We start from the raw sequence: 20,551 nt of genomic DNA on the forward strand, positions 1-20,551 counted from the left end.
CTCCTATTTCTTATCGTCGGTACTGTTGGCAGACTTACCGTCAGTTGCTTGTGCTGCGGCTTCGTGAGCCTTCTTTTCTTCCTGCTGAGCAGCAAACTTCGCCAAGGCATCGACAGAAACAATGTCATCCTCGTCGTCGTCCATGTCCCGCAGTTCAATTTCTTTTTTATCCGCGCCAAGGACCTTCATATCCAGACCCAGTGCTTGCAATTCTTTGACAAGCACACGGAAGGATTCTGGTACACCCGGCTTAGGAATCGGTTCGCCCTTAACGATGGCTTCATAGGTCTTAACCCGGCCAACCACGTCATCGGACTTGTAAGTCAGGATTTCCTGCAAAGTATAAGCCGCGCCATAAGCTTCAAGGGCCCAAACTTCCATTTCACCAAAACGCTGACCACCAAACTGAGCTTTACCACCAAGTGGCTGTTGGGTAACTAAACTGTAAGGTCCAATGGAACGAGCATGAATCTTATCGTCAACCATGTGAGACAGTTTCATGTAGTACATGATTCCGACAGAAACACGGTTTTCGAATGGTTCACCAGTTCGACCGTCATACAAGACAGACTTACCATCAGATGCCATACCGGCTTCCTTAACGGTTGCCCACAGATCTTTATCGTTGGCGCCATCGAAAACAGGCGTTGCAACATGAATGCCCAAGTTACGTGCAGCCATCCCCAGATGCAATTCCAGCACCTGTCCGATGTTCATACGACTTGGCACACCCATTGGTGACAAGCAGATGTCAACTGGGGTACCGTCTGGCAAGTATGGCATGTCCTCTTCAGGCACAACGACGGAAACCGTCCCTTTGTTCCCGTGACGACCGGCCATCTTATCACCGACCTGAATCTTCCGCTTCTGCGTAATATAAACGCGGACCATCATATTCACACCAGGAGACAGCTCATCGCCGGCTTCACGAGTAAAGATCTTAACGTCTTGAATGATCCCGCCGCCGCCATGGGGAACCCGCAGCGAGGTGTCACGTACTTCACGTGCTTTCTCACCAAAGATCGCATGCAGTAACCGTTCTTCAGCTGACAATTCAGTAACGCCCTTAGGTGTAACCTTGCCGACCAAAATATCACCGTCACGCACTTCAGCGCCGACACGAACGACACCAAATTCATCCAGATCCTTAAGGGCTTCTTCACCGACGTTTGGAATTTCACGCGTTACTTCTTCAGGTCCAAGCTTGGTGTCACGTGCTTCAGATTCATATTCTTCAATATGGATTGAGGTGTAAACATCATCTTTAACGAGTCGTTCGGAGAGTACAATCGCATCTTCGTAGTTGTACATGTTCCAAGTCATGAAGGCGATGATCGGGTTTTGTCCCAATGCTAATTCACCATTTTGCATGGCTGGCCCATCAGCGATGATTTCGTCAACATCAACATGATCGCCGATGGTCACGATTGGCCGCTGGTTGTAGTTTTTACCGGCGTTACTACGCTTGAATTTCATCAAGTTGTAGGCATCCAAGGCGCCATCTTCACGACGAACCCGAATTTGCTTAGCATCAACATATTCAACGGTACCAGCGTTATTAGCCAAAACCGCTGTCCCGGAGTCATGGGCTGCCTTGTATTCCATCCCAGTCCCAACAAGTGGGGCATGCGGATTAACCAACGGCACAGCCTGACGTTGCATGTTCGCACCCATCAAAGCACGGTTGGAGTCATCGTTTTCCAAGAAAGGAATGCAAGCCGTTGCGACCGCAACAACCTGTTTAGGCGAAACGTCCATGTAGTCAACTTTGTCTGGAGAAATTTCAATGTTGTTATCCTTGTGACGAGCCAGAACGGTTTCGTCAACAAAGGAACCATCGTCGTTCAAAGGCGAGTTCGCCTGCGCAACGATGTAGTTATCTTCTTCATCGGCAGTCAAATAGTCGATTTTGTCGGTAACTTTATGCGTATCCCAAGAAACACGGCGATATGGCGTTTCAATAAAACCATAAGGATTAACAACCGCATAAGAAGCAAGACTGTTAATCAACCCGATGTTCGGGCCTTCAGGCGTTTCAATCGGACACATACGGCCATAATGGGTGTAGTGAACGTCCCGGACTTCATAACCGGCACGGTCACGCGTCAACCCACCAGGTCCAAGAGCAGACAGACGACGCTTATGCGTTAACTCACCAAGCGGATTCGTCTGATCCATAAACTGCGACAGTTGGGAACTGCCGAAGAATTCCTTGATAGAAGCTACAACTGGCCGAATGTTGATCAATTGTTGCGGTGTTACCGTAGCGGTATCTTGAATGGACATCCGCTCACGGACAACACGTTCCATCCGAGAAAGCCCGATCCGGAATTGGTTTTGCAACAGTTCACCAACGGAACGAATCCGCCGGTTACCCAAGTGATCAATGTCATCAATTGAACCCAAGCCTTCCTGAAGATTCAGGAAGTAGTTCATTGATGCCAAAACATCAGCTGGGACGATGTGCTTCACTTTTTTACCAATATGACCGTTACCAATCAAATTGATTTCTTTATCAGGGGTCACTTGTGAGTATACTTTGATACTCTGTAATTCGATCGGATCAGTGACAACGCCTTGATCGGAAGGTTGGTAGGTGATGGTCTTGAAATCGTCGCGGTCAAGATATGGTGCCAACTTGTCCATCACTTGACGATCAACCTTGGTGCCCTTTTGCGCAATGACTTCACCAGTATCAGGATCGGCCAGTGTTTCTGCCAAAACCTGATTCAAAAGCCGGGTCTTAAGGCTCAGCTTCTTATTCACTTTGTAACGACCAACCGAAGCAAGATCATAACGCTTCGGGTCGAAGAAGCGGGCATACAAAAGAGACCGCGATGAATCGGCTGTTTTTGGTTCGCCAGGACGTAGACGTTCGTAGATATCCTTCAACGCTTCGTCCGTACGGGAATCATCCGTGTTCTTATGCACATCTTTTTCAAGCGTAAGCATCAAGGAATCATTGTCACCAAACATGTTGATAATGTCTTGATCGGAACCGAAGCCCAACGCCCGAACCAATTCGGTCAGCGGAATCTTCCGTGTCCGATCGATTCGGACATACGCGATATCTTTGGCGTCAGTTTCATATTCAAGCCAGGCGCCCCGGTTAGGAATCACGGTTGTGCCATAAGTGACACGTGAGTTCTTGTCTGTTTCGCTATGGAAATAAACGCCAGGTGAACGGACCAACTGAGAAACGATGACCCGTTCGGCACCATTAATAATAAACGTCCCTTGTTTGGTCATCAGCGGGAAGTCGCCAAAGAACACATCTTGGCTCTTAATCTCGCCTGTTTCATGGTTGGTTAAACGCAAGGTCACATGCAACGGTGCAGAGTAGTTTGCATCGTGTTGGCGTGCTTCCTCAACAGTATATTTTGGTTCCAGCAGTTGATAGCCGACAAATTCCAGTGACAGTTTCCCTTGAAAGTCATCGATCGGCATAATATCGTCGAACATTTCTTTGAGACCTTCATCGAGGAACCATTGGTAAGAATTCGTTTGGATCTCGATCAGATTAGGAAGATCCAAAACTTCCTTGATCCGGGCATAGGACCGGCGTGTCCGGTGCTTACCATAATTCACTAAGTGTCCTGCCAAATTATTCACCCCTTGTAAGATTTTCCGGCTTAGGTTGATTGTAAAAGTAATGTAAACATTGTTAAATTTACATGACAACGACCATCCCGCAGACATTTTGAGCAAAAAAAAACCAAAAACAGATCGACCTTCAACCAGCCTGCTGTTTTTGCTTTTTCATTAGTCAGAACGGACAATAGATCGTCCTGACAGCCTGTCCAAACCGAAATGCGATTAGATTCATAATACGCGTATCAATCAACGATGTCAAGCGGAGGTTGATCCGTGCTGCGCAAGCAAAGCCAAAAAGAAATCGCAACCTATCAGCCGCGATTTCTTCATTATTAACACTAGGCTTTAACGGGTTCTTTTGAAGCACCGTTTTCTTTTTGCTTGCCTTTGTTCTCTTTAACAGTAAATGTCAGCTTGCCTTTTTTAGCACCGATTTGGATCAAGTCACCGGTTTTAGCTTGGCCTGTCAATAAGAGTTCACTTAACTGATCTTCGACACCGGTTTGCAGTGCCCGCCGAATTGGACGTGCACCGTACTCTGGATCGAAGCCGGCAGCGGCGACAGCGTCAATACCGGCTGGGGTAATTTTAACGTCAATCCCTTGATCCTTAATGCGACTAAGCACTGTCTTCGTCATGATCTTAACGATTTCATGCAGCTCAGCCTTGTTGAGACTGTGGAAGACCACGGTTTCATCAATTCGGTTAAGGAATTCTGGTCGGAACGCTTTTTTAAGTTCGTCCAGCATCCGGCTCTTCATGGCGTTAAAGTCAGCTTGTGGATCCTTGGCACCAAAGCCAACAGTCTTATCGTCACGAATAGCGGTTGCGCCGATATTACTGGTCATGATCAAAATCGTGTTACGGAAATCAACCCGCCGACCCTTCGAATCGGTTAAATAGCCATCATCCAGCACCTGCAACAAAATGTTAAAGACATCTGGATGCGCCTTTTCAACTTCGTCCAACAACACAACCGAGTAAGGCTTGTTGCGGACTTTTTCGGTTAGTTGACCGCCTTCGTCGTAACCAACGTAACCAGGGGCCGCGCCGATCAACCGACTGGTACTAAATTTCTCCATGTACTCAGACATATCAACCCGGATCATGGCATCCTCAGAACCAAACATTGCCTCGGCTAACGCCTTAGCCAGCTCCGTTTTCCCAACACCTGTCGGCCCGAGGAACATGAAGGAACCAATTGGCCGCGTCGGATCTTTCAAACCAGAACGAGCACGCCGGATAGCACGCGCAACAGCGGAAACTGCTTCGTCTTGGCCAACAACCCGCTCATGCAGGATCTTCTCCAAGTTAACCAAGCGATCGGATTCTTTTTTCTGCAACTGGGTGACTGGCACACCGGTCCATTGAGAAACCACTTCTGCCACATCGTCGCCCGTCACTTTAATGTCAGTTCGAACGCCACTTTCATTAACTGGTTCAGGCGTGTCGGCCAACTTCGTTTTTAAATCAGCTTCCTGAGTCCGGATGTTCGCAGCCGTTTCGAAATCTTGATGGTCAATAGCGACTTCTTTATCAGCTACCAGCTTGGCCAGTTCATCCTGAAGCTTGTCGGCCTTCGTCTCAACATTGGCCTTGTCCAAGCGAACCTTCGCCGCACTTTCGTCAACTAGATCAATTGCCTTGTCAGGCAAAAACCGTGTCGTGATGTACCGTGATGACAAAACCACCGCCTGATGCAGCGCTTCGTCAGTAATCGTGACACCGTGATGCGCCTCATAACGAGGACGCAAGCCCTTCAAAATTTGTTCAGCTTCTTCTTCAGTTGGTTCGTCGACTTGAATCGTCGCAAACCGCCGCTCCAAAGCAGCATCTTTTTCAATATACTTTTGATATTCATCTAAGGTCGTGGCACCGATCAATTGTAATTCACCACGAGCTAATGCCGGTTTCAAAATATTGGAAGCATCAATAGCGCCTTCTGCGCCGCCAGCACCGATCAAAGTATGCAATTCATCAATGAACAAAATGACATTGCCATCTTTATAAATTTCATCAATGATCTTCTTCAGCCGATCTTCAAACTCACCACGATACTTGGTGCCAGCGACAAGTGAACCCATGTCAAGCATCATCAAACGCTTGTTGACCATGTCATCCGGCACTTTACCAGACACAATTTTCTCAGCAAAGCCTTCTGCAATTGCAGTTTTACCAACACCAGGTTCGCCAATCAGTACAGGGTTGTTCTTTGTCCGCCGTGCCAGAATCTGGATCAGCCGGCGTACTTCTTTGTCACGCCCAACAACCGGATCCATCCGATTCTCGCGCGCCATTTGAGTCAAATCCCGCGCCAAACCATCTAGCGTTGGCGTACCTTGTCCATCTTGACGAGCACCGCCACGTGCCATTGGGCGACGCTTTGCTGCAGTGTCCGCAATCCCCATCTTCTTGAAAACCATCTGACGCGTCTTCGAAAGACTGAGACCAAGGTTTTGCAAAATCCGTGCTGCCAAGATGTCATCTTCACGTAGCAAGCCAAGCAAAACGTGCTCGGTACCGATCTTTAAAGCACCTAACCGTTTTGCTTCGTCACCTGCAAACGCCAAAATCTCTTTACCTTTTGGTGAGTAAGGCAAATAACTATCACTAGCTTGACCAGCGGCATCAACAGTCCCATACCCTGTGAAGCGCTCGATCTCGTCATGGACATCATTTTCAGTGACCCCTAACTGACGCAGCGTCTTACCAGCGATACCATCTTTTTCCATGACCAGTGCCATGAGCAAATGTTCTGTCCCAACAGCATGATGATGGAAGTACTTCGCTTGTTCCTGGGCTAAAAGCAATACATTTTTAGCACTAGGGGTAAATAAGTTGTCCATAAGCACGCTCCCTTTTTTAAAAACTGATGATAAACTGTTTCATCTTTCATACCGCAAACGATCCAAAAATGCAAGGAACAAACGCGATCGTAGATGCTCTTCTGCCCCTTGGTCGAAGATGCCCAACGTCTCATGATCCATCACCGCGAGCATCAGGTTGCCAGACTGGCGGGCGATCAACCCGTTATCAAATAATTCCTGAATCAAATCTCGGGCATCCCGCATCCGCAAACGACTTGGAATATGCTGTCGCATGATCTGAATGAGATCCTGATCATCTGTCAATTTGACCTTCACGATTCGAATATAGCCACCGCCACCACGTTTGCTCTCTACGATATAACCGCGAGCAGGTGTGAATCTGGTTTTGATCACATAATTGATCTGTGAAGGTACGCAATTGAAACGACGAGCAATTTCAGCGCGTCTGATTTCAACAGCCGCTTCTTGCGCCAATATCGTTTTTAGATAGGTTTCAATGATGTCCGAAATGTTCTCACGCTGCATGTCATTCAATCCTTTTTGACTTTGACCAATCTTGACTATTACACATTATACTGACATCTGTCCGTTTATACAAATTTATGACTTTGAACGCAAAAAAAAGACCACGACTATTCGTGATCCAAGAATCGGGAAGACAAGATTCGAACTTGCGACCCCTACGTCCCGAACGTAGTGCTCTACCAAGCTGAGCTACTTCCCGAGGAAGCGGAAGACGGGATTCGAACCCGCGACCCCCACCATGGCAAGGTGATGTTCTACCACTGAACTACTTCCGCATTCCGAGTATTTAGTTCTAATCGGCGCCAGCTTAGTAGCGGTCGATGATGCACCCAGTAGGAGTCGAACCTACAACCTTCTGATTCGTAGTCAGACACTCTATCCAATTGCGCTATGGGTGCATTCAACAAAATGCCGAGGACCGGGATCGAACCGGTACGGTCATCACTGACCGCAGGATTTTAAGTCCTGTGCGTCTGCCAATTCCGCCACCCCGGCATAAAGTGAAAAGCGGAAGACGGGATTCGAACCCGCGACCCCCACCATGGCAAGGTGATGTTCTACCACTGAACTACTTCCGCATACCGCATATTCAATTATTGAGACCGGGGAGAAAAAACCACCTATTGGAACCGAGCTTTTACTTCACAGTACAATGCGGGTGAAGGGACTCGAACCCCCACGGTCAAAAACCACTAGAACCTAAATCTAGCGCGTCTGCCAGTTCCGCCACACCCGCAAAAGGTGGGTTAAAAATGAGCCGTGACAGGCTCGAACTGTCGACCCACTGATTAAAAGTCAGTTGCTCTACCAACTGAGCTAACGGCTCAATGGAGGATACAGGGCTCGAACCTGTGACCCTCTGCTTGTAAGGCAGACGCTCTCCCAACTGAGCTAATCCTCCATATGTAAGCGCGGCAGCTTCCTACCCTCGCAGGCAGTTTCCCACCAACTACTCTCGGCGTGAAGAAGCTTAACTTCTGTGTTCGGCATGGGAACAGGTGTATCCTTCTTGCTATCGCCACCACACTTATGAGAACTTTGCGCTCTCAAAACTGGCTATCATTGTTTAATTGCTGCCTTGAACTTAACGTACTTGTCATCGAAACGTGTTCGCAGTCGCAGAAACCTGCACATAAGGACCCTGACCGCAATGGCCAAAGCCCGGCCATCACGCTCAGGCCCGCTTATGCTCCGGTTTCTAACCGCTCCTGCTCACACTCTTACTTGGTTAAGTCCTCGACCGATTAGTACTGGTCCGCTCCATGCATCGCTGCACTTCCACTTCCAGCCTATCTACCTGATCATCTCTCAGGGGTCTTACTTCCATATAGGAATGGGAAATCTCATCTCGAGGGGGGCTTCACACTTAGATGCTTTCAGCGTTTATCCCTGCCGTTCATAGCTACCCAGCGATGCGCCTGGCGGCACAACTGGTACACCAGCGGAACGTCCATCCCGGTCCTCTCGTACTAAGGACAGCTCCTCTCAAATTTCCTGCGCCCGCGACGGATAGGGACCGAACTGTCTCACGACGTTCTGAACCCAGCTCGCGTACCGCTTTAATGGGCGAACAGCCCAACCCTTGGGACCGACTACAGCCCCAGGATGCGATGAGCCGACATCGAGGTGCCAAACCTCCCCGTCGATGTGGACTCTTGGGGGAGATAAGCCTGTTATCCCCAGGGTAGCTTTTATCCGTTGAGCGATGGCCCTTCCATACGGAACCACCGGATCACTAAGCCCGACTTTCGTCCCTGCTCGACTTGTCAGTCTCGCAGTCAAGCTCCCTTATACCTTTACACTCTGCGAATGATTTCCAACCATTCTGAGGGAACCTTTGGGCGCCTCCGTTACATTTTAGGAGGCGACCGCCCCAGTCAAACTGCCTACCTGACACTGTCTCCCGCCACGATTAGTGGCGCGGGTTAGAGTGTTCATACAGCTAGGGTAGTATCCCACCAACGCCTCCATCGAAACTAGCGTTCCGATCTCTACGGCTCCTACCTATCCTGTACAAGCGGTACAAACACTCAATATCAAGCTACAGTAAAGCTCCATGGGGTCTTTCCGTCCTGTCGCGGGTAACCCGCATCTTCACGGGTACTATAATTTCACCGAGTCTCTCGTTGAGACAGTGCCCAAATCATTACGCCTTTCGTGCGGGTCGGAACTTACCCGACAAGGAATTTCGCTACCTTAGGACCGTTATAGTTACGGCCGCCGTTTACTGGGGCTTCAATTCTGGGCTTCGCTTGCGCTAACTCATCCTCTTAACCTTCCAGCACCGGGCAGGCGTCAGCCCCTATACATCATCTTACGATTTAGCAGAGACCTGTGTTTTTGATAAACAGTTGTTTGGGCCTATTCACTGCGGCTGACCTTGCGGTCAGCACCCCTTCTTCCGAAGTTACGGGGTCATTTTGCCGAGTTCCTTAACGAGAGTTCGCTCGCTCACCTGAGGATACTCTCCTCGACTACCTGTGTCGGTTTGCGGTACGGGTAGTTTATTTCTCACTAGAAGCTTTTCTTGGCAGTGTGACATCAGGAACTTCGCTACTATAATTTCGCTCCCCATCACAGCTTGTCCTTAAGACTGCAAGCATTTCACTCGCTGTCAGACTTGCTGCTTGGGCGCACATTTCCAGCCGTGCGCTTTCCTTAGCCTCCTGCGTCCCTCCATCGCTTAAACAAAATAAACTAGTGCAGGAATCTCAACCTGCTTGTCATCGACTACGCCTCTCGGCCTCGCCTTAGATCCCGACTAACCCTGGGAGGACGAGCCTTCCCCAGGAAACCTTAGTCATACGGTGGATCAGATTCTCACTGATCTTTCGCTACTCATGCCGGCATTCTCACTTCTAAGCGCTCCAGCCGTCCTCACGATCGACCTTCAACGCCCTTAGAACGCTCTCCTACCGCGCACCCTTACGGGTGCACCCACAGTTTCGGTATTATGCTTAGCCCCGGTATATTTTCGGCGCAGTGCCACTCGACTAGTGAGCTATTACGCACTCTTTAAATGGTGGCTGCTTCTGAGCCAACATCCTAGTTGTCTGTGCAACGCCACATCCTTTTCCACTTAGCATAAATTTAGGGACCTTAACTGGTGATCTGGGCTGTTCCCCTTTCGACAATGGACCTTATCGCTCACTGTCTGACTCCCGGAGTAAGATCGATGGTATTCGGAGTTTATCTGAATTCAGTAACCCTTGATGGGCCCCTAGTTCAAACAGTGCTCTACCTCCATGATCCATCCTCCGAGGCTAACCCTAAAGCTATTTCGGAGAGAACCAGCTATCTCCAAGTTCGTTTGGAATTTCACCGCTACCCACAACTCATCCCAGCATTTTTCAACATACATGGGTTCGGTCCTCCAGTGTGTTTCACCACACCTTCAACCTGGTCATGGGTAGGTCACTTGGTTTCGGGTCTACATCTGCTTACTCATTCGCCCTGTTCAGACTCGCTTTCGCTACGGCTCCGACTTTTCATCTTAACCTCGCAAGCAAACGTAACTCGCCGGTTCATTCTACAAAAGGCACGCCATTACCCATTAACGGGCTTTGACTAATTGTAGGCACACGGTTTCAGGAACTGTTTCACTCCCCTTCCGGGGTGCTTTTCACCTTTCCCTCACGGTACTGGTTCACTATCGGTCACTAGGGAGTATTTAGCCTTGGGAGATGGTCCTCCCGGATTCCGACGGAATTTCACGTGTTCCGCCGTACTCAGGATCCTGGACGGAGGGTTCGACGTTTCGCTTACAGGGCTTTCACCTTCTGTGGCGCAGCTTTCCAGCTGACTTCGACTACGTCGGACTTTGGTAACTCCAATGTCCAGTCCTACAACCCCGAGAAGCAAGCTTCTCGGTTTGGGCTCTTCCCACTTCGCTCGCCGCTACTATGGGAATCGAGTTTTCTTTCTCTTCCTGCGGGTACTGAGATGTTTCAGTTCCCCGCGTCTGCCGCCGGCCAGCTATGTATTCACTGACAAGCAATACACTGATGTGTACTGGGTTCCCCCATTCGGAAATCTCCGGATCAAAGCTTACTTATAGCTCCCCGAAGCATATCGGTATTAGTTCCGTCCTTCATCGGCTCCTAGTGCCAAGGCATCCACCGTGCGCCCTTTGTAACTTAACCTGTACTGACTTGCGTCAGCGGTTATGCGATGCGAATTTCTTTTTCAGAAACTCATACAAATACGCTGTGTTCTCGGCAATTTAAAACAATTAATACAATGATATCCAGTTTTCAAAGAACAAAGTAGCCGACTTTCGTCGGTCATTGGCCTTTCGGCCAATGGAGGATAACGGGATCGAACCGATGACCTCCTGCTTGCAAAGCAGGCGCTCTCCCAGCTGAGCTAATCCCCCATAAGGGTTGTTCAATTAACAAGCGTACGCTTGATGGGCCTAGATGGACTTGAACCATCGACCTCACGCTTATCAAGCGTGCGCTCTAACCAACTGAGCTATAGGCCCGATAGGCGTGAAGAGGTTATCCTCTCAAAACTAAACAAAGTTTCGTGTGTGCAGGTTTCCGTCAGACTTTCAGTCTGTTTCCTTAGAAAGGAGGTGATCCAGCCGCAGGTTCTCCTACGGCTACCTTGTTACGACTTCACCCTAATCATTTGTCCCACCTTAGACGGCTCGCTCCCTAAAAGGGTTACGCCACCGGCTTCGGGTGTTACAAACTCTCATGGTGTGACGGGCGGTGTGTACAAGGCCCGGGAACGTATTCACCGCGGCGTGCTGATCCGCGATTACTAGCGATTCCGACTTCGTGTAGGCGAGTTGCAGCCTACAGTCCGAACTGAGAATGGCTTTAAGAGATTAGCTTGACCTCGCGGTCTCGCAACTCGTTGTACCATCCATTGTAGCACGTGTGTAGCCCAGGTCATAAGGGGCATGATGATTTGACGTCATCCCCACCTTCCTCCGGTTTGTCACCGGCAGTCTTACTAGAGTGCCCAACTAAATGCTGGCAACTAGTCATAAGGGTTGCGCTCGTTGCGGGACTTAACCCAACATCTCACGACACGAGCTGACGACAACCATGCACCACCTGTCATTTTGCCCCCGAAGGGGAAACCTGATCTCTCAGGTGATCAAAAGATGTCAAGACCTGGTAAGGTTCTTCGCGTTGCTTCGAATTAAACCACATGCTCCACCGCTTGTGCGGGCCCCCGTCAATTCCTTTGAGTTTCAACCTTGCGGTCGTACTCCCCAGGCGGAATGCTTAATGCGTTAGCTGCGGCACTGAAGGGCGGAAACCCTCCAACACCTAGCATTCATCGTTTACGGCATGGACTACCAGGGTATCTAATCCTGTTCGCTACCCATGCTTTCGAGCCTCAGCGTCAGTTACAGACCAGACAGCCGCCTTCGCCACTGGTGTTCTTCCATATATCTACGCATTTCACCGCTACACATGGAGTTCCACTGTCCTCTTCTGCACTCAAGTTTCCCAGTTTCCGATGCGCTTCCTCGGTTAAGCCGAGGGCTTTCACATCAGACTTAAAAAACCGCCTGCGCTCGCTTTACGCCCAATAAATCCGGATAACGCTTGCCACCTACGTATTACCGCGGCTGCTGGCACGTAGTTAGCCGTGGCTTTCTGGTTGGATACCGTCACGCCGACAACAGTTACTCTGCCGACCATTCTTCTCCAACAACAGAGTTTTACGACCCGAAAGCCTTCTTCACTCACGCGGCGTTGCTCCATCAGACTTGCGTCCATTGTGGAAGATTCCCTACTGCTGCCTCCCGTAGGAGTTTGGGCCGTGTCTCAGTCCCAATGTGGCCGATCAACCTCTCAGTTCGGCTACGTATCATCGCCTTGGTGAGCCATTACCTCACCAACTAGCTAATACGCCGCGGGTCCATCCAAAAGCGATAGCTTACGCCATCTTTCAGCCAAGAACCATGCGGTTCTTGGATCTATGCGGTATTAGCATCTGTTTCCAAATGTTATCCCCCACTTAAGGGCAGGTTACCCACGTGTTACTCACCCGTCCGCCACTCGTTCTATGTTGAATCTCGGTGCAAGCACCGATCATCAACGAGAACTCGTTCGACTTGCATGTATTAGGCACGCCGCCAGCGTTCATCCTGAGCCAGGATCAAACTCTCATATAAATATGAGCTGTTCGAATAGCTCGATTTGTTGTTCTAGCGAATTGACTTCGCAAATGTTACTTTTTGCCTCGGTACCAAAGTACCAAGGACCCTGCACATTTAAACGAAACTTTGTTCAGTTTTCAAAGGACGACCTTGTCAAAAGACAACTTTGATATATTATCACAAGCAATCAATGCTTGTCAATAACTTTTTTTCATACCTGATCGGTAATCGTTGTTGCTCATTTACGACGCTTTTTATCATACCAACGGTTTGCGCCATCGTCAACAACTTTTTCAATTAAAAATCACTCTCCGAATGTTAGCGAATAATAGCACAATATTATCCGTGATTTGTGCTACTTATATCCTGGTGGCCGTCATATCTTTCGGAAAATAAAAAATGCCGCCACAAGGGCGACATATCATGATTGGTTATGGCCGCAATGTTGGGAACAAAAGGACATCGCGAATGGATGGTGCATCAGTCAGCAACATGACTAAGCGATCAATCCCGATTCCGAGACCACCAGTTGGCGGCATGCCGTATTCCAAAGCTTCAACGTAATCGTCATCGATACCTTGTGCTTCGTCATTACCAGCACTCTTTTCAGCTGCCTGCGCTTCAAAACGCTGGCGTTGATCAATTGGATCGTTTAATTCTGTAAAGGCATTGGCGTATTCACCGCCACCAACAAATAGTTCAAAACGTTCAACAAACCGCGGATCTTTTGGATTCTTCTTTGCCAGTGGTGAAACCTCGATTGGATGGCCCGTGATGAAGGTCGGCTGAATGAGCGTCTCTTCGACAAACTGATCGAAGAAGGCACTGATAATATGGCCCACCTTCCAATAAGGTTCATAGTGAACATCATGTTCATCGGCAAGTTTACGCGCATCATCGACACTCATTTCAGGCCAGAAGTCCACGCCAGTCTTGTCTTTAATGGCGTCCAACATATTAATTCGGGCAAACGGTGCGTCCAGATCAATCGCCATCCCCTGATAGGTGAGCTTCCCGGTATCTAGCACCTTATGCGCAGCAAACCGGAAAATCCCTTCAGTTTCGGTCATAACATCTGTCAAATCCCAGTAGGCGGCATAAGTTTCAAGTTCAGTGAACTCGGGATTATGCTTGGTATCAATCCCCTCATTCCGAAAAACTCGGCCAATTTCATAAACACGTTCCATGCCGCCAACAATTAGACGCTTTAAGTGCAGTTCAAGAGCAATCCGCAAATATAAATCAATATCAAGTGCATTGTGATGAGTCACGAATGGACGAGCATTCGCCCCGCCAGCCTGATTGTGTAAGACTGGTGTCTCGACTTCCAAGAAACCATTGTTGTCCAAGTATTCACGGACAGCACTGACAATCTTGGTTCGCTTAACAAAACGATCAAAGCTGTCCTCATTAGAAATAAGATCAAGGTAACGCTTCCGATACTTTTGCTCGACATCGGTCAGACCATGCCACTTATCAGGTAATGGGCGGAGTGCCTTAGCAAGATGGGTCACATGGTTGGCTTTAACCGTCAGCTCGCCAGAATCAGTTTTCATGACTTCACCGCTGATACCAAGAATATCGCCAAGATCGGCCTTTTTGAAGATCATGTAGTTGTCATCGCCAACGACATCTTTACGTACATAGATCTGCATCTTCCCGCTACGATCACGAATATCCGCAAATCCAACCTTGCCTTTGCCACGTTTAGACATCATCCGGCCGGCAATTGTCACTTCTGGTTTTTCATCCAACAGTGTCTCTTTATCATCTTCACCGAATTCTTCGCGCACTTTCGCTGCGGTATGGGTCCGGTCAAATCGGTGCCCGAATGGATCGATGCCCGCTTCACGCAAGGCTTCCATCTTTTCTCGCCGCGCAATCATTTGGTCATTCATTTCTGGTTGCTGTCCGTTATCCTTAGCCAACACATGTTCCTCCGTTTCAATTTTTACCACTCTTTGATGATGACAATTTTACATCCAAAAAGCAACCTACTCTAAGAAAAAGACACTCGTCACTGACCAGCAAAAGTGGACAGGCGTGTGTCAATGAAACAATGCTAATTTATGCTTTAGCTTGCCGTTCGCGGGCGCGCTCTTCGGTTTGTTCAACAAAATCATCAAAGATGTGATCAACCTCTGCCTGCGTATCAACCATGTTCACCGCGGCTTTGGTTTTAGCCGAGCGCGGAATTCCCTTCAAGTAGTAAGCTGCCTGCATCCGAAATTCCCGAACGGCCTGATGTTCGCCATGAAGGTCAACCAGCCGTTGTAATTGCAGCTTTGCTGTCGCAATTTTCTCGCGCGGTGTTGGTTCCGGGATCAATTCGCCGTCTTCCAGATAAGCCGACATCTGTTTCAATACCCACGGATTACCTAATGCCGCACGGCCAACCATAACAGCATCAGCACCAACCTCGTCTAACATCCGCTTAGCATCTTGCGGGGTACGAACGTCACCGTTGCCCATGAACGGAATCGTGAGGTGCTGCTTCACTTCTTTCAAAATGTTCCAGTCCGCATGACCAGCATAAAGCTGTTTACGGGTACGACCATGCATGGCAAGCGCCGCGGCACCGCCCCGTTCTGCAGCTAGGGCATTCTGAACAGCATAGACATGGTTCTCGTCCCAGCCAGTCCGCATTTTGACTGTCACTGGTTTAGAGACGGCATCTGTTACAGCTGCAACCATTTCATAAACTTTTTCAGGATCCAGCAGCCAGTGCGCCCCGGCATCTGTCTTCGTCACTTTAGGTACCGGGCACCCCATGTTGATGTCAATGATGTCGGCTGCCGTGTTTTGGTCCACAAACTTAGCCGCATTCACTAAAGTCTCTTTGGTACCGCCAAAAATCTGAATAGAAATCGGATGTTCACGCGGATCTACAAATAACATATTCAGAGTTTTTTCGTTTTTATACATGATCCCACGGTCGCTGATCATTTCACAGACCACTAACCCGGCACCGAATTCTTTAGCCGTTACCCGAAAGGCCGCGTTAGTCACACCCGCCATTGGTGCAACAACTAAGCGATTCGGAATTTCAACATCGGCAATATGCCACATACAGGCCACCTCTTTCTTGCTTGCGCCTTGCTAACTTTACTTAAAATAAGTGTCAACTGCAACTATTCGTGTCGGGCCATCAAGGCTTCCAAGTCCGCCACACTATAATGATATTGATTGCCACAGAACTTGCACGTGGTTTCTGCACCACCGTCCTGATCAATCATTTCCTGTAATTGAGCATGCGGTAAAGTTGCCATAATATCGCCAAAATGTTCTTTTGAACAATTGCAGGCAAATTTTAACGGCTGCGCATCAAGAAATTGGACTGGTTCGTCACCGGCAATTCGCTGAATAATTTGCTCTGGTGTCAGGCCGCTTTTTAATAATTCAGAAACCAACGGTAAAGTTTTGACGTTGGCTTCAAGTTCAGAGAGCTCCGCATCGTTGGCACCAGGCAAGGCTTGCAACATGAAACCGCCGGCCACCTGAATCGTGTTGTCGGCATTGACGAAGACTGACAGGCCAACTGCAGCCGGAATTTGCTCTGACTTGGCTAAATAATAGGTAAAATCTTCTGCCAACTCACCAGAAACCAAAGGAACTTGCCCAGTGAAAGGATCGCCGACGCCAATGTCTTTCGTCACTGCTAGTAAGCCACGTTTGCCAACAGCCCGCGCAACGTCGATTTTACCGACCAGATTCAGCGGCAAGTTAACGTGCGGTTCTTCAACATAGCCGCGTACTGTTCCAACATTGGTACCATCCGTGACAAGTGCGCCAACGGGACCGTCGCCCTTAATGCGAACCGTCAGCATATCGTCTGCGTTTTTCAGCCCGGAAGCCGCTAACAATGCTGTGGCAACAAGCGTCCGACCAAGTGCAGCCGATGAAGCGCTCCAAGTATCATGGCGCCGCTGCGCTTCACGCACTGTTTGAGTCGCATCAGCAGCGAAAATTCGAAAATGTTCATCACGCGACAATGCGCTCGCGATATAGTCACTCATGTAGGGTCCTCTTTTCTGAAAGGTAAACGTGGCTATTTTACCAGAGATGGATGTTATTGAAAAGATGCGGCTATCGTAGTCGTCTGAACAAGCGTGGATAAACACCTTTTATATTTGTCGCAAAGCTCTGTCCATTTCTTTCCATAAAAAATACCCCGCCTTTCTATCAGCGAGGTATTGATTGTTACTAATCAAAGCTTTGGTCACGTTCGGCCTATGTTCCGGCCAAGTGAAAAGCTTAAGATGTCAATTGAATTTAGTTCAGGCCTGTTGCCAAAGTCCAAGTTAACGTGGTTTCGTACGTACCGTTATTAACGACTGATGTCTTAGGCAGCACCAGTTTGATATTAGTCTTGTCCCAACCAAAGACGTTAGAGCCTTCACCTTCACCTGTAGCCGCATGTGCAACCTGATGATTGGTGTCAGTGCCACTCAAGGTCATCGTTGTTGTTTTGCTGATGTCAGTCAATGGTACCAATGCACCAACCGGCGTGAAGCCATCATCTTGCGATTCGTTGGTCAAACCGTAGACATTGCCAGTCTGGCCATAAGCGGTGTTCAGCATGGTCAATGTCGCATTGTCAATCGTCTTACCAGTATCGGCACCATTGTCGTCCTTCAATGAAAGCGGGCCGTCTGCCTTGACGCTCAGGGTCCAATCCCCAGCTTTACTGTTGGTTTGGCCAGTTTTATCTTCAGCACTTTCAGCATCGGTACGCGTGGTTTGCTTATCAACAACCGTTGTCCAAGCCTTGCCCTTAACATTAGCCAAAGCGGTGTCATCAGTATTAAGGACAGCGGTCAAGTTTGTATTACCGCTCTTATAACTTGGATAGCGAGTATTGTCAGCCCGCCCTGCGTTTTGTCCGTCAGCAGTGAAAACCGGGTAATCTGAGAAGAACTGTTCGTGGTTACCAAAGTCCAAAATCTTAGGAACCATTTGCAGTCGCAGATAACCGGTGTTACCAGTTGGCGGCAGTTGACCAAAGGAAATCCCCGCGGTTGTCTTGGCGTCTTGCGGTAGTGCCTGACCACCGTTAACGCCTGCATTACCTTGAACAGTAGCTGCTTGCGTTGCCGCTGGGGCAGCGATTGCCAAACCGGCAAGTAAAGTTGCACCCGCGACCAACGCACTTGTCATTTTAGTGAATTTCATTTTGAAATTCCTCCTCTTAAAATTTTTTACATCATGGATTTATCCACGGTATAAAACAGTTTCAATAAGCGATAGCTTGACGATCAGAACAGATTGACCGTCTTCCAGGTATTAAAATCGTTGTATGTCTTGATCGTAAAGACAAGACACGTCACAAAGGCGATGAGCAGCAGGATGGACAGACCAATCCAAAACCACTTGACGCGTCGGTAGGAAAATTTAGCGATCAGTGCTTTCAACAGCATCACCTCCTTTGCTGCGGCGAACGTGCCGATAAATAAAGAAACTAATCAGTAGTAAAACAACCAACACAATTACAAGTTTGACCCAAAGCCATTTTCGTTGGGCAATTTGGTAAGCAGTTGCCGAACTTGTAACCAGTTCTCCTGAACCAGTGATTTTGACGTACCGTGTGTCTTCTCTTACCTGTTTGCCTTGTTTCAGTCGACTCGTCAGTTTATATTCACCTGCCACTGATTTTTGTCCGGTTATCAGTCGTGTTACATCAAAGACTGTTTGTGGCGCGATTCGTGGCAACTCCCGGGTGACAGTTAATGAGAAAAAGCGACTCGTTGCGCTTGTCAGATTAATCTTGGCTGAAACATCCTTTAAAAAAATTCGTTTAGGATTTTGTACTTGAGATCGCAACTGAAATCCTGATCGTTTTTGTACCAAAGATGTCTGCCCCATCCTTAAGTTGCTAACGCTGCCAGCAACATGACCGTTGTGCAGGACGAGGCCAAGCGTATAAGCAATTCGGTTTTGGACACTTGTATCTGTTGTTGATGGTGCTAAGGCTGACAAGCGAATTGCTGACAAATAAGTTCCTCGTGGCTGCCCTTTCCCCGGCTTCAAAACAATTGGCAGTTGTCGCGTTTCTCCCGGCTTGAGCTCAAATTGACGATCAATCTTCACTAAGTCACTCCCGGCGATCGGTAGATATTTACGATTCACCTGAGTGGCTTTTACATAACTAACAACGCCATTAGCTCCTGTTTGCGCATCAAGAATTTCGGCATTCACTTTTAAGATTTTTGCGCTAGCGTTGTATGCCTGTACTGTAATGGTTCGTCGCTCACTTTTAGGAAGATCGAGATCGAAGTAGCCAGCGTTTTTACCAACATGATTGTCACTAGGTAAAACTGGCGCGACCATCAGTGCTTGCTGGCTGTTAGAGACGGTAGCGCTTACAAGATTTGTAAAAGTAAACATGTTCATCAAAGCAATACCAAGAACACCGATGAGGACTAATCGCAAGGCTTGCCAGTCGTTCTTCATCGTGGACGAAGCTTGAAAGTCCATAGCAGTCCCCCCAGACTGGCTAATAGCAAGACGCCTGTCCCGATCGTTGCATAAAGCCAGTGATTGACTGGTTTCTTGATAGCACGTTCGTTGATACTCTTAGCCTGAACGTTACTAACCTTCATCGTCTTCTTAAACGTCCAGCTCATTGGAAAACGATTTTGCGTGTTCAAGCCTTTGAGTGTGACCTTAATGTGATAGGTGCCGGGCTTCATTGATTCATAACTCCATGAGACCGGAAAGACCATTTTCGAGTTAGGGGCAATCATGAAATTATCAGCTTTGTACGTTTTAACATCGCCGCTATCCATCCCCACTGCAACACTGACATTTGCTTTTGAGATTGCCATCGGTTCAACATTACGCAACGTTACGCCAAGTGCGGGATGTTTTTGAAATAAGATTGGGTTTGTTTCGTCATACTTGACGTTCGGAAAAACTTCATAATTCTGCCCACGTAAAACCACCCCAACTGAGTAAGCATAGTTCGAGCCAACCGCGTTGCCGCCAGATTCGCCTTTATCAACATGTTCGATAAAATGCCAATCACCATAAATCATGCCATCATATCGCTGTTTTGGCATTTTGATGGTTGCACTGATGACCTTCATCTGTTTCGGTGCTAATTGAATCGTGGCGCCACCTTTGTCTAAGGTTGCAACGGTTGTAAATGGCGTTTTTCAGACTTCGGTCAAGATTCTTCGTGCTCGGTGTAAAGTCGATACCGCCGCCATCTTGGGTATAGGCGTTTCGTAAGTCGCTCTTGACTGTGATGTTCTTATCAGAAATATTTTGAACTCGCATCTGGATGGTGTGCGTTGTATCTTTTGAATACACCAAATCAAAATAATTCAGTTTCATATTTGCTTGCGCATCAGGCAAAACCGGCTGCACTTCAAAGTCAGTTGTTTCGGTTTTACTGGCGGCGACCACGCTTTGCGGTGCGAGACCGACCAGTATGCATGCCGCGGCAGCAATCAGCCACCGCCCTCGTTTCCATTGCAAA

8 protein-coding genes, 10 tRNA genes, 3 rRNA genes and 1 pseudogene are annotated in these 20,551 nt (G+C 48.4%); all 22 read right to left on the bottom strand.

The window, feature by feature from the left end; genetic code table 11:
• Nucleotides 1-3: 3 nt before the first annotated feature.
• Entirely contained in the window at nt 4-3,603 is a 3,600-nt protein-coding gene (gene rpoB / locus LBPC_RS12780) for a DNA-directed RNA polymerase subunit beta (RefSeq protein ID WP_003567588.1), read from the bottom strand.
• Nucleotides 3,604-3,932: 329 nt separating this feature from the next.
• Nucleotides 3,933-6,440 carry an ATP-dependent Clp protease ATP-binding subunit gene (locus LBPC_RS12785; RefSeq protein WP_003662979.1) on the bottom strand — a complete coding sequence of 836 codons (2,508 nt, stop codon included), beginning with the start codon at nt 6,438-6,440 and terminating at the stop codon, nt 3,933-3,935.
• Nucleotides 6,441-6,479: 39 nt separating this feature from the next.
• Complete coding sequence (locus tag LBPC_RS12790; RefSeq protein WP_003567591.1) at nt 6,480-6,947, bottom strand: CtsR family transcriptional regulator; 468 nt, start codon at nt 6,945-6,947, stop codon at nt 6,480-6,482.
• A gap of 125 nt (nt 6,948-7,072) precedes the next feature.
• Nucleotides 7,073-7,146: transfer RNA gene (locus LBPC_RS12795), tRNA-Pro, on the bottom strand.
• Between the two features lie 4 nt (nt 7,147-7,150).
• Nucleotides 7,151-7,222 (bottom strand) — tRNA-Gly (locus LBPC_RS12800).
• Nucleotides 7,223-7,271: 49 nt separating this feature from the next.
• Nucleotides 7,272-7,345, bottom strand: a tRNA-Arg gene (locus LBPC_RS12805).
• Between the two features lie 11 nt (nt 7,346-7,356).
• Nucleotides 7,357-7,442: transfer RNA gene (locus tag LBPC_RS12810), tRNA-Leu, on the bottom strand.
• Nucleotides 7,443-7,453: 11 nt separating this feature from the next.
• Nucleotides 7,454-7,525 (bottom strand) — tRNA-Gly (locus LBPC_RS12815).
• 75 nt (nt 7,526-7,600) lie between these two features.
• Nucleotides 7,601-7,683, bottom strand: a tRNA-Leu gene (locus tag LBPC_RS12820).
• A 17-nt stretch (nt 7,684-7,700) separates the two neighbouring features.
• Nucleotides 7,701-7,773, bottom strand: a tRNA-Lys gene (locus LBPC_RS12825).
• Between the two features lie 2 nt (nt 7,774-7,775).
• A tRNA-Val gene (locus LBPC_RS12830) sits at nt 7,776-7,848 on the bottom strand.
• Between the two features lie 8 nt (nt 7,849-7,856).
• Nucleotides 7,857-7,973 (bottom strand): 5S ribosomal RNA (rrf, locus tag LBPC_RS12835).
• A 198-nt stretch (nt 7,974-8,171) separates the two neighbouring features.
• A 23S ribosomal RNA gene (locus LBPC_RS12840) occupies nt 8,172-11,089 on the bottom strand.
• Nucleotides 11,090-11,249: 160 nt separating this feature from the next.
• A tRNA-Ala gene (locus LBPC_RS12845) sits at nt 11,250-11,322 on the bottom strand.
• A 34-nt stretch (nt 11,323-11,356) separates the two neighbouring features.
• Nucleotides 11,357-11,430, bottom strand: a tRNA-Ile gene (locus LBPC_RS12850).
• 86 nt (nt 11,431-11,516) lie between these two features.
• Nucleotides 11,517-13,086 (bottom strand): 16S ribosomal RNA (locus tag LBPC_RS12855).
• The 16S, 23S and 5S rRNA genes sit together here with 10 tRNA genes alongside, the layout of an rRNA operon.
• A gap of 416 nt (nt 13,087-13,502) precedes the next feature.
• Complete coding sequence (gene lysS / locus LBPC_RS12860) at nt 13,503-14,999, bottom strand: lysine--tRNA ligase (protein ID WP_003658719.1); 1,497 nt, start codon at nt 14,997-14,999, stop codon at nt 13,503-13,505.
• A gap of 139 nt (nt 15,000-15,138) precedes the next feature.
• Nucleotides 15,139-16,140: a tRNA dihydrouridine synthase DusB gene (gene dusB, locus LBPC_RS12865; RefSeq protein ID WP_003576455.1), complete on the bottom strand. Its 1,002-nt coding sequence runs from the start codon at nt 16,138-16,140 to the stop codon at nt 15,139-15,141.
• 62 nt (nt 16,141-16,202) lie between these two features.
• Nucleotides 16,203-17,087, bottom strand: a complete 885-nt coding sequence (hslO, locus tag LBPC_RS12870; RefSeq protein ID WP_003576457.1) for an Hsp33 family molecular chaperone HslO — start codon at nt 17,085-17,087, stop codon at nt 16,203-16,205.
• A 256-nt stretch (nt 17,088-17,343) separates the two neighbouring features.
• A complete protein-coding gene (locus LBPC_RS12875; RefSeq protein ID WP_003662725.1) occupies nt 17,344-18,243 on the bottom strand; it encodes a WxL domain-containing protein in 900 nt (299 codons plus the stop codon).
• A gap of 219 nt (nt 18,244-18,462) precedes the next feature.
• Nucleotides 18,463-19,545 (bottom strand): WxL protein peptidoglycan domain-containing protein, encoded by a 1,083-nt coding sequence (locus LBPC_RS12880; RefSeq protein ID WP_016376448.1) that lies wholly within the window; start codon nt 19,543-19,545, stop codon nt 18,463-18,465.
• Nucleotides 19,518-20,550 (bottom strand): annotated as a pseudogene (locus tag LBPC_RS16610) (WxLIP family cell surface protein). The gene LBPC_RS12880 and the pseudogene LBPC_RS16610 overlap by 28 nt, the downstream one beginning before the upstream one ends.
• Between the last annotated feature and the right edge of the window lies 1 nt (nt 20,551).

It is taken from the genome of Lacticaseibacillus paracasei subsp. paracasei (assembly GCF_000829035.1).
GTDB classification, from domain to species: domain Bacteria; phylum Bacillota; class Bacilli; order Lactobacillales; family Lactobacillaceae; genus Lacticaseibacillus; species Lacticaseibacillus paracasei.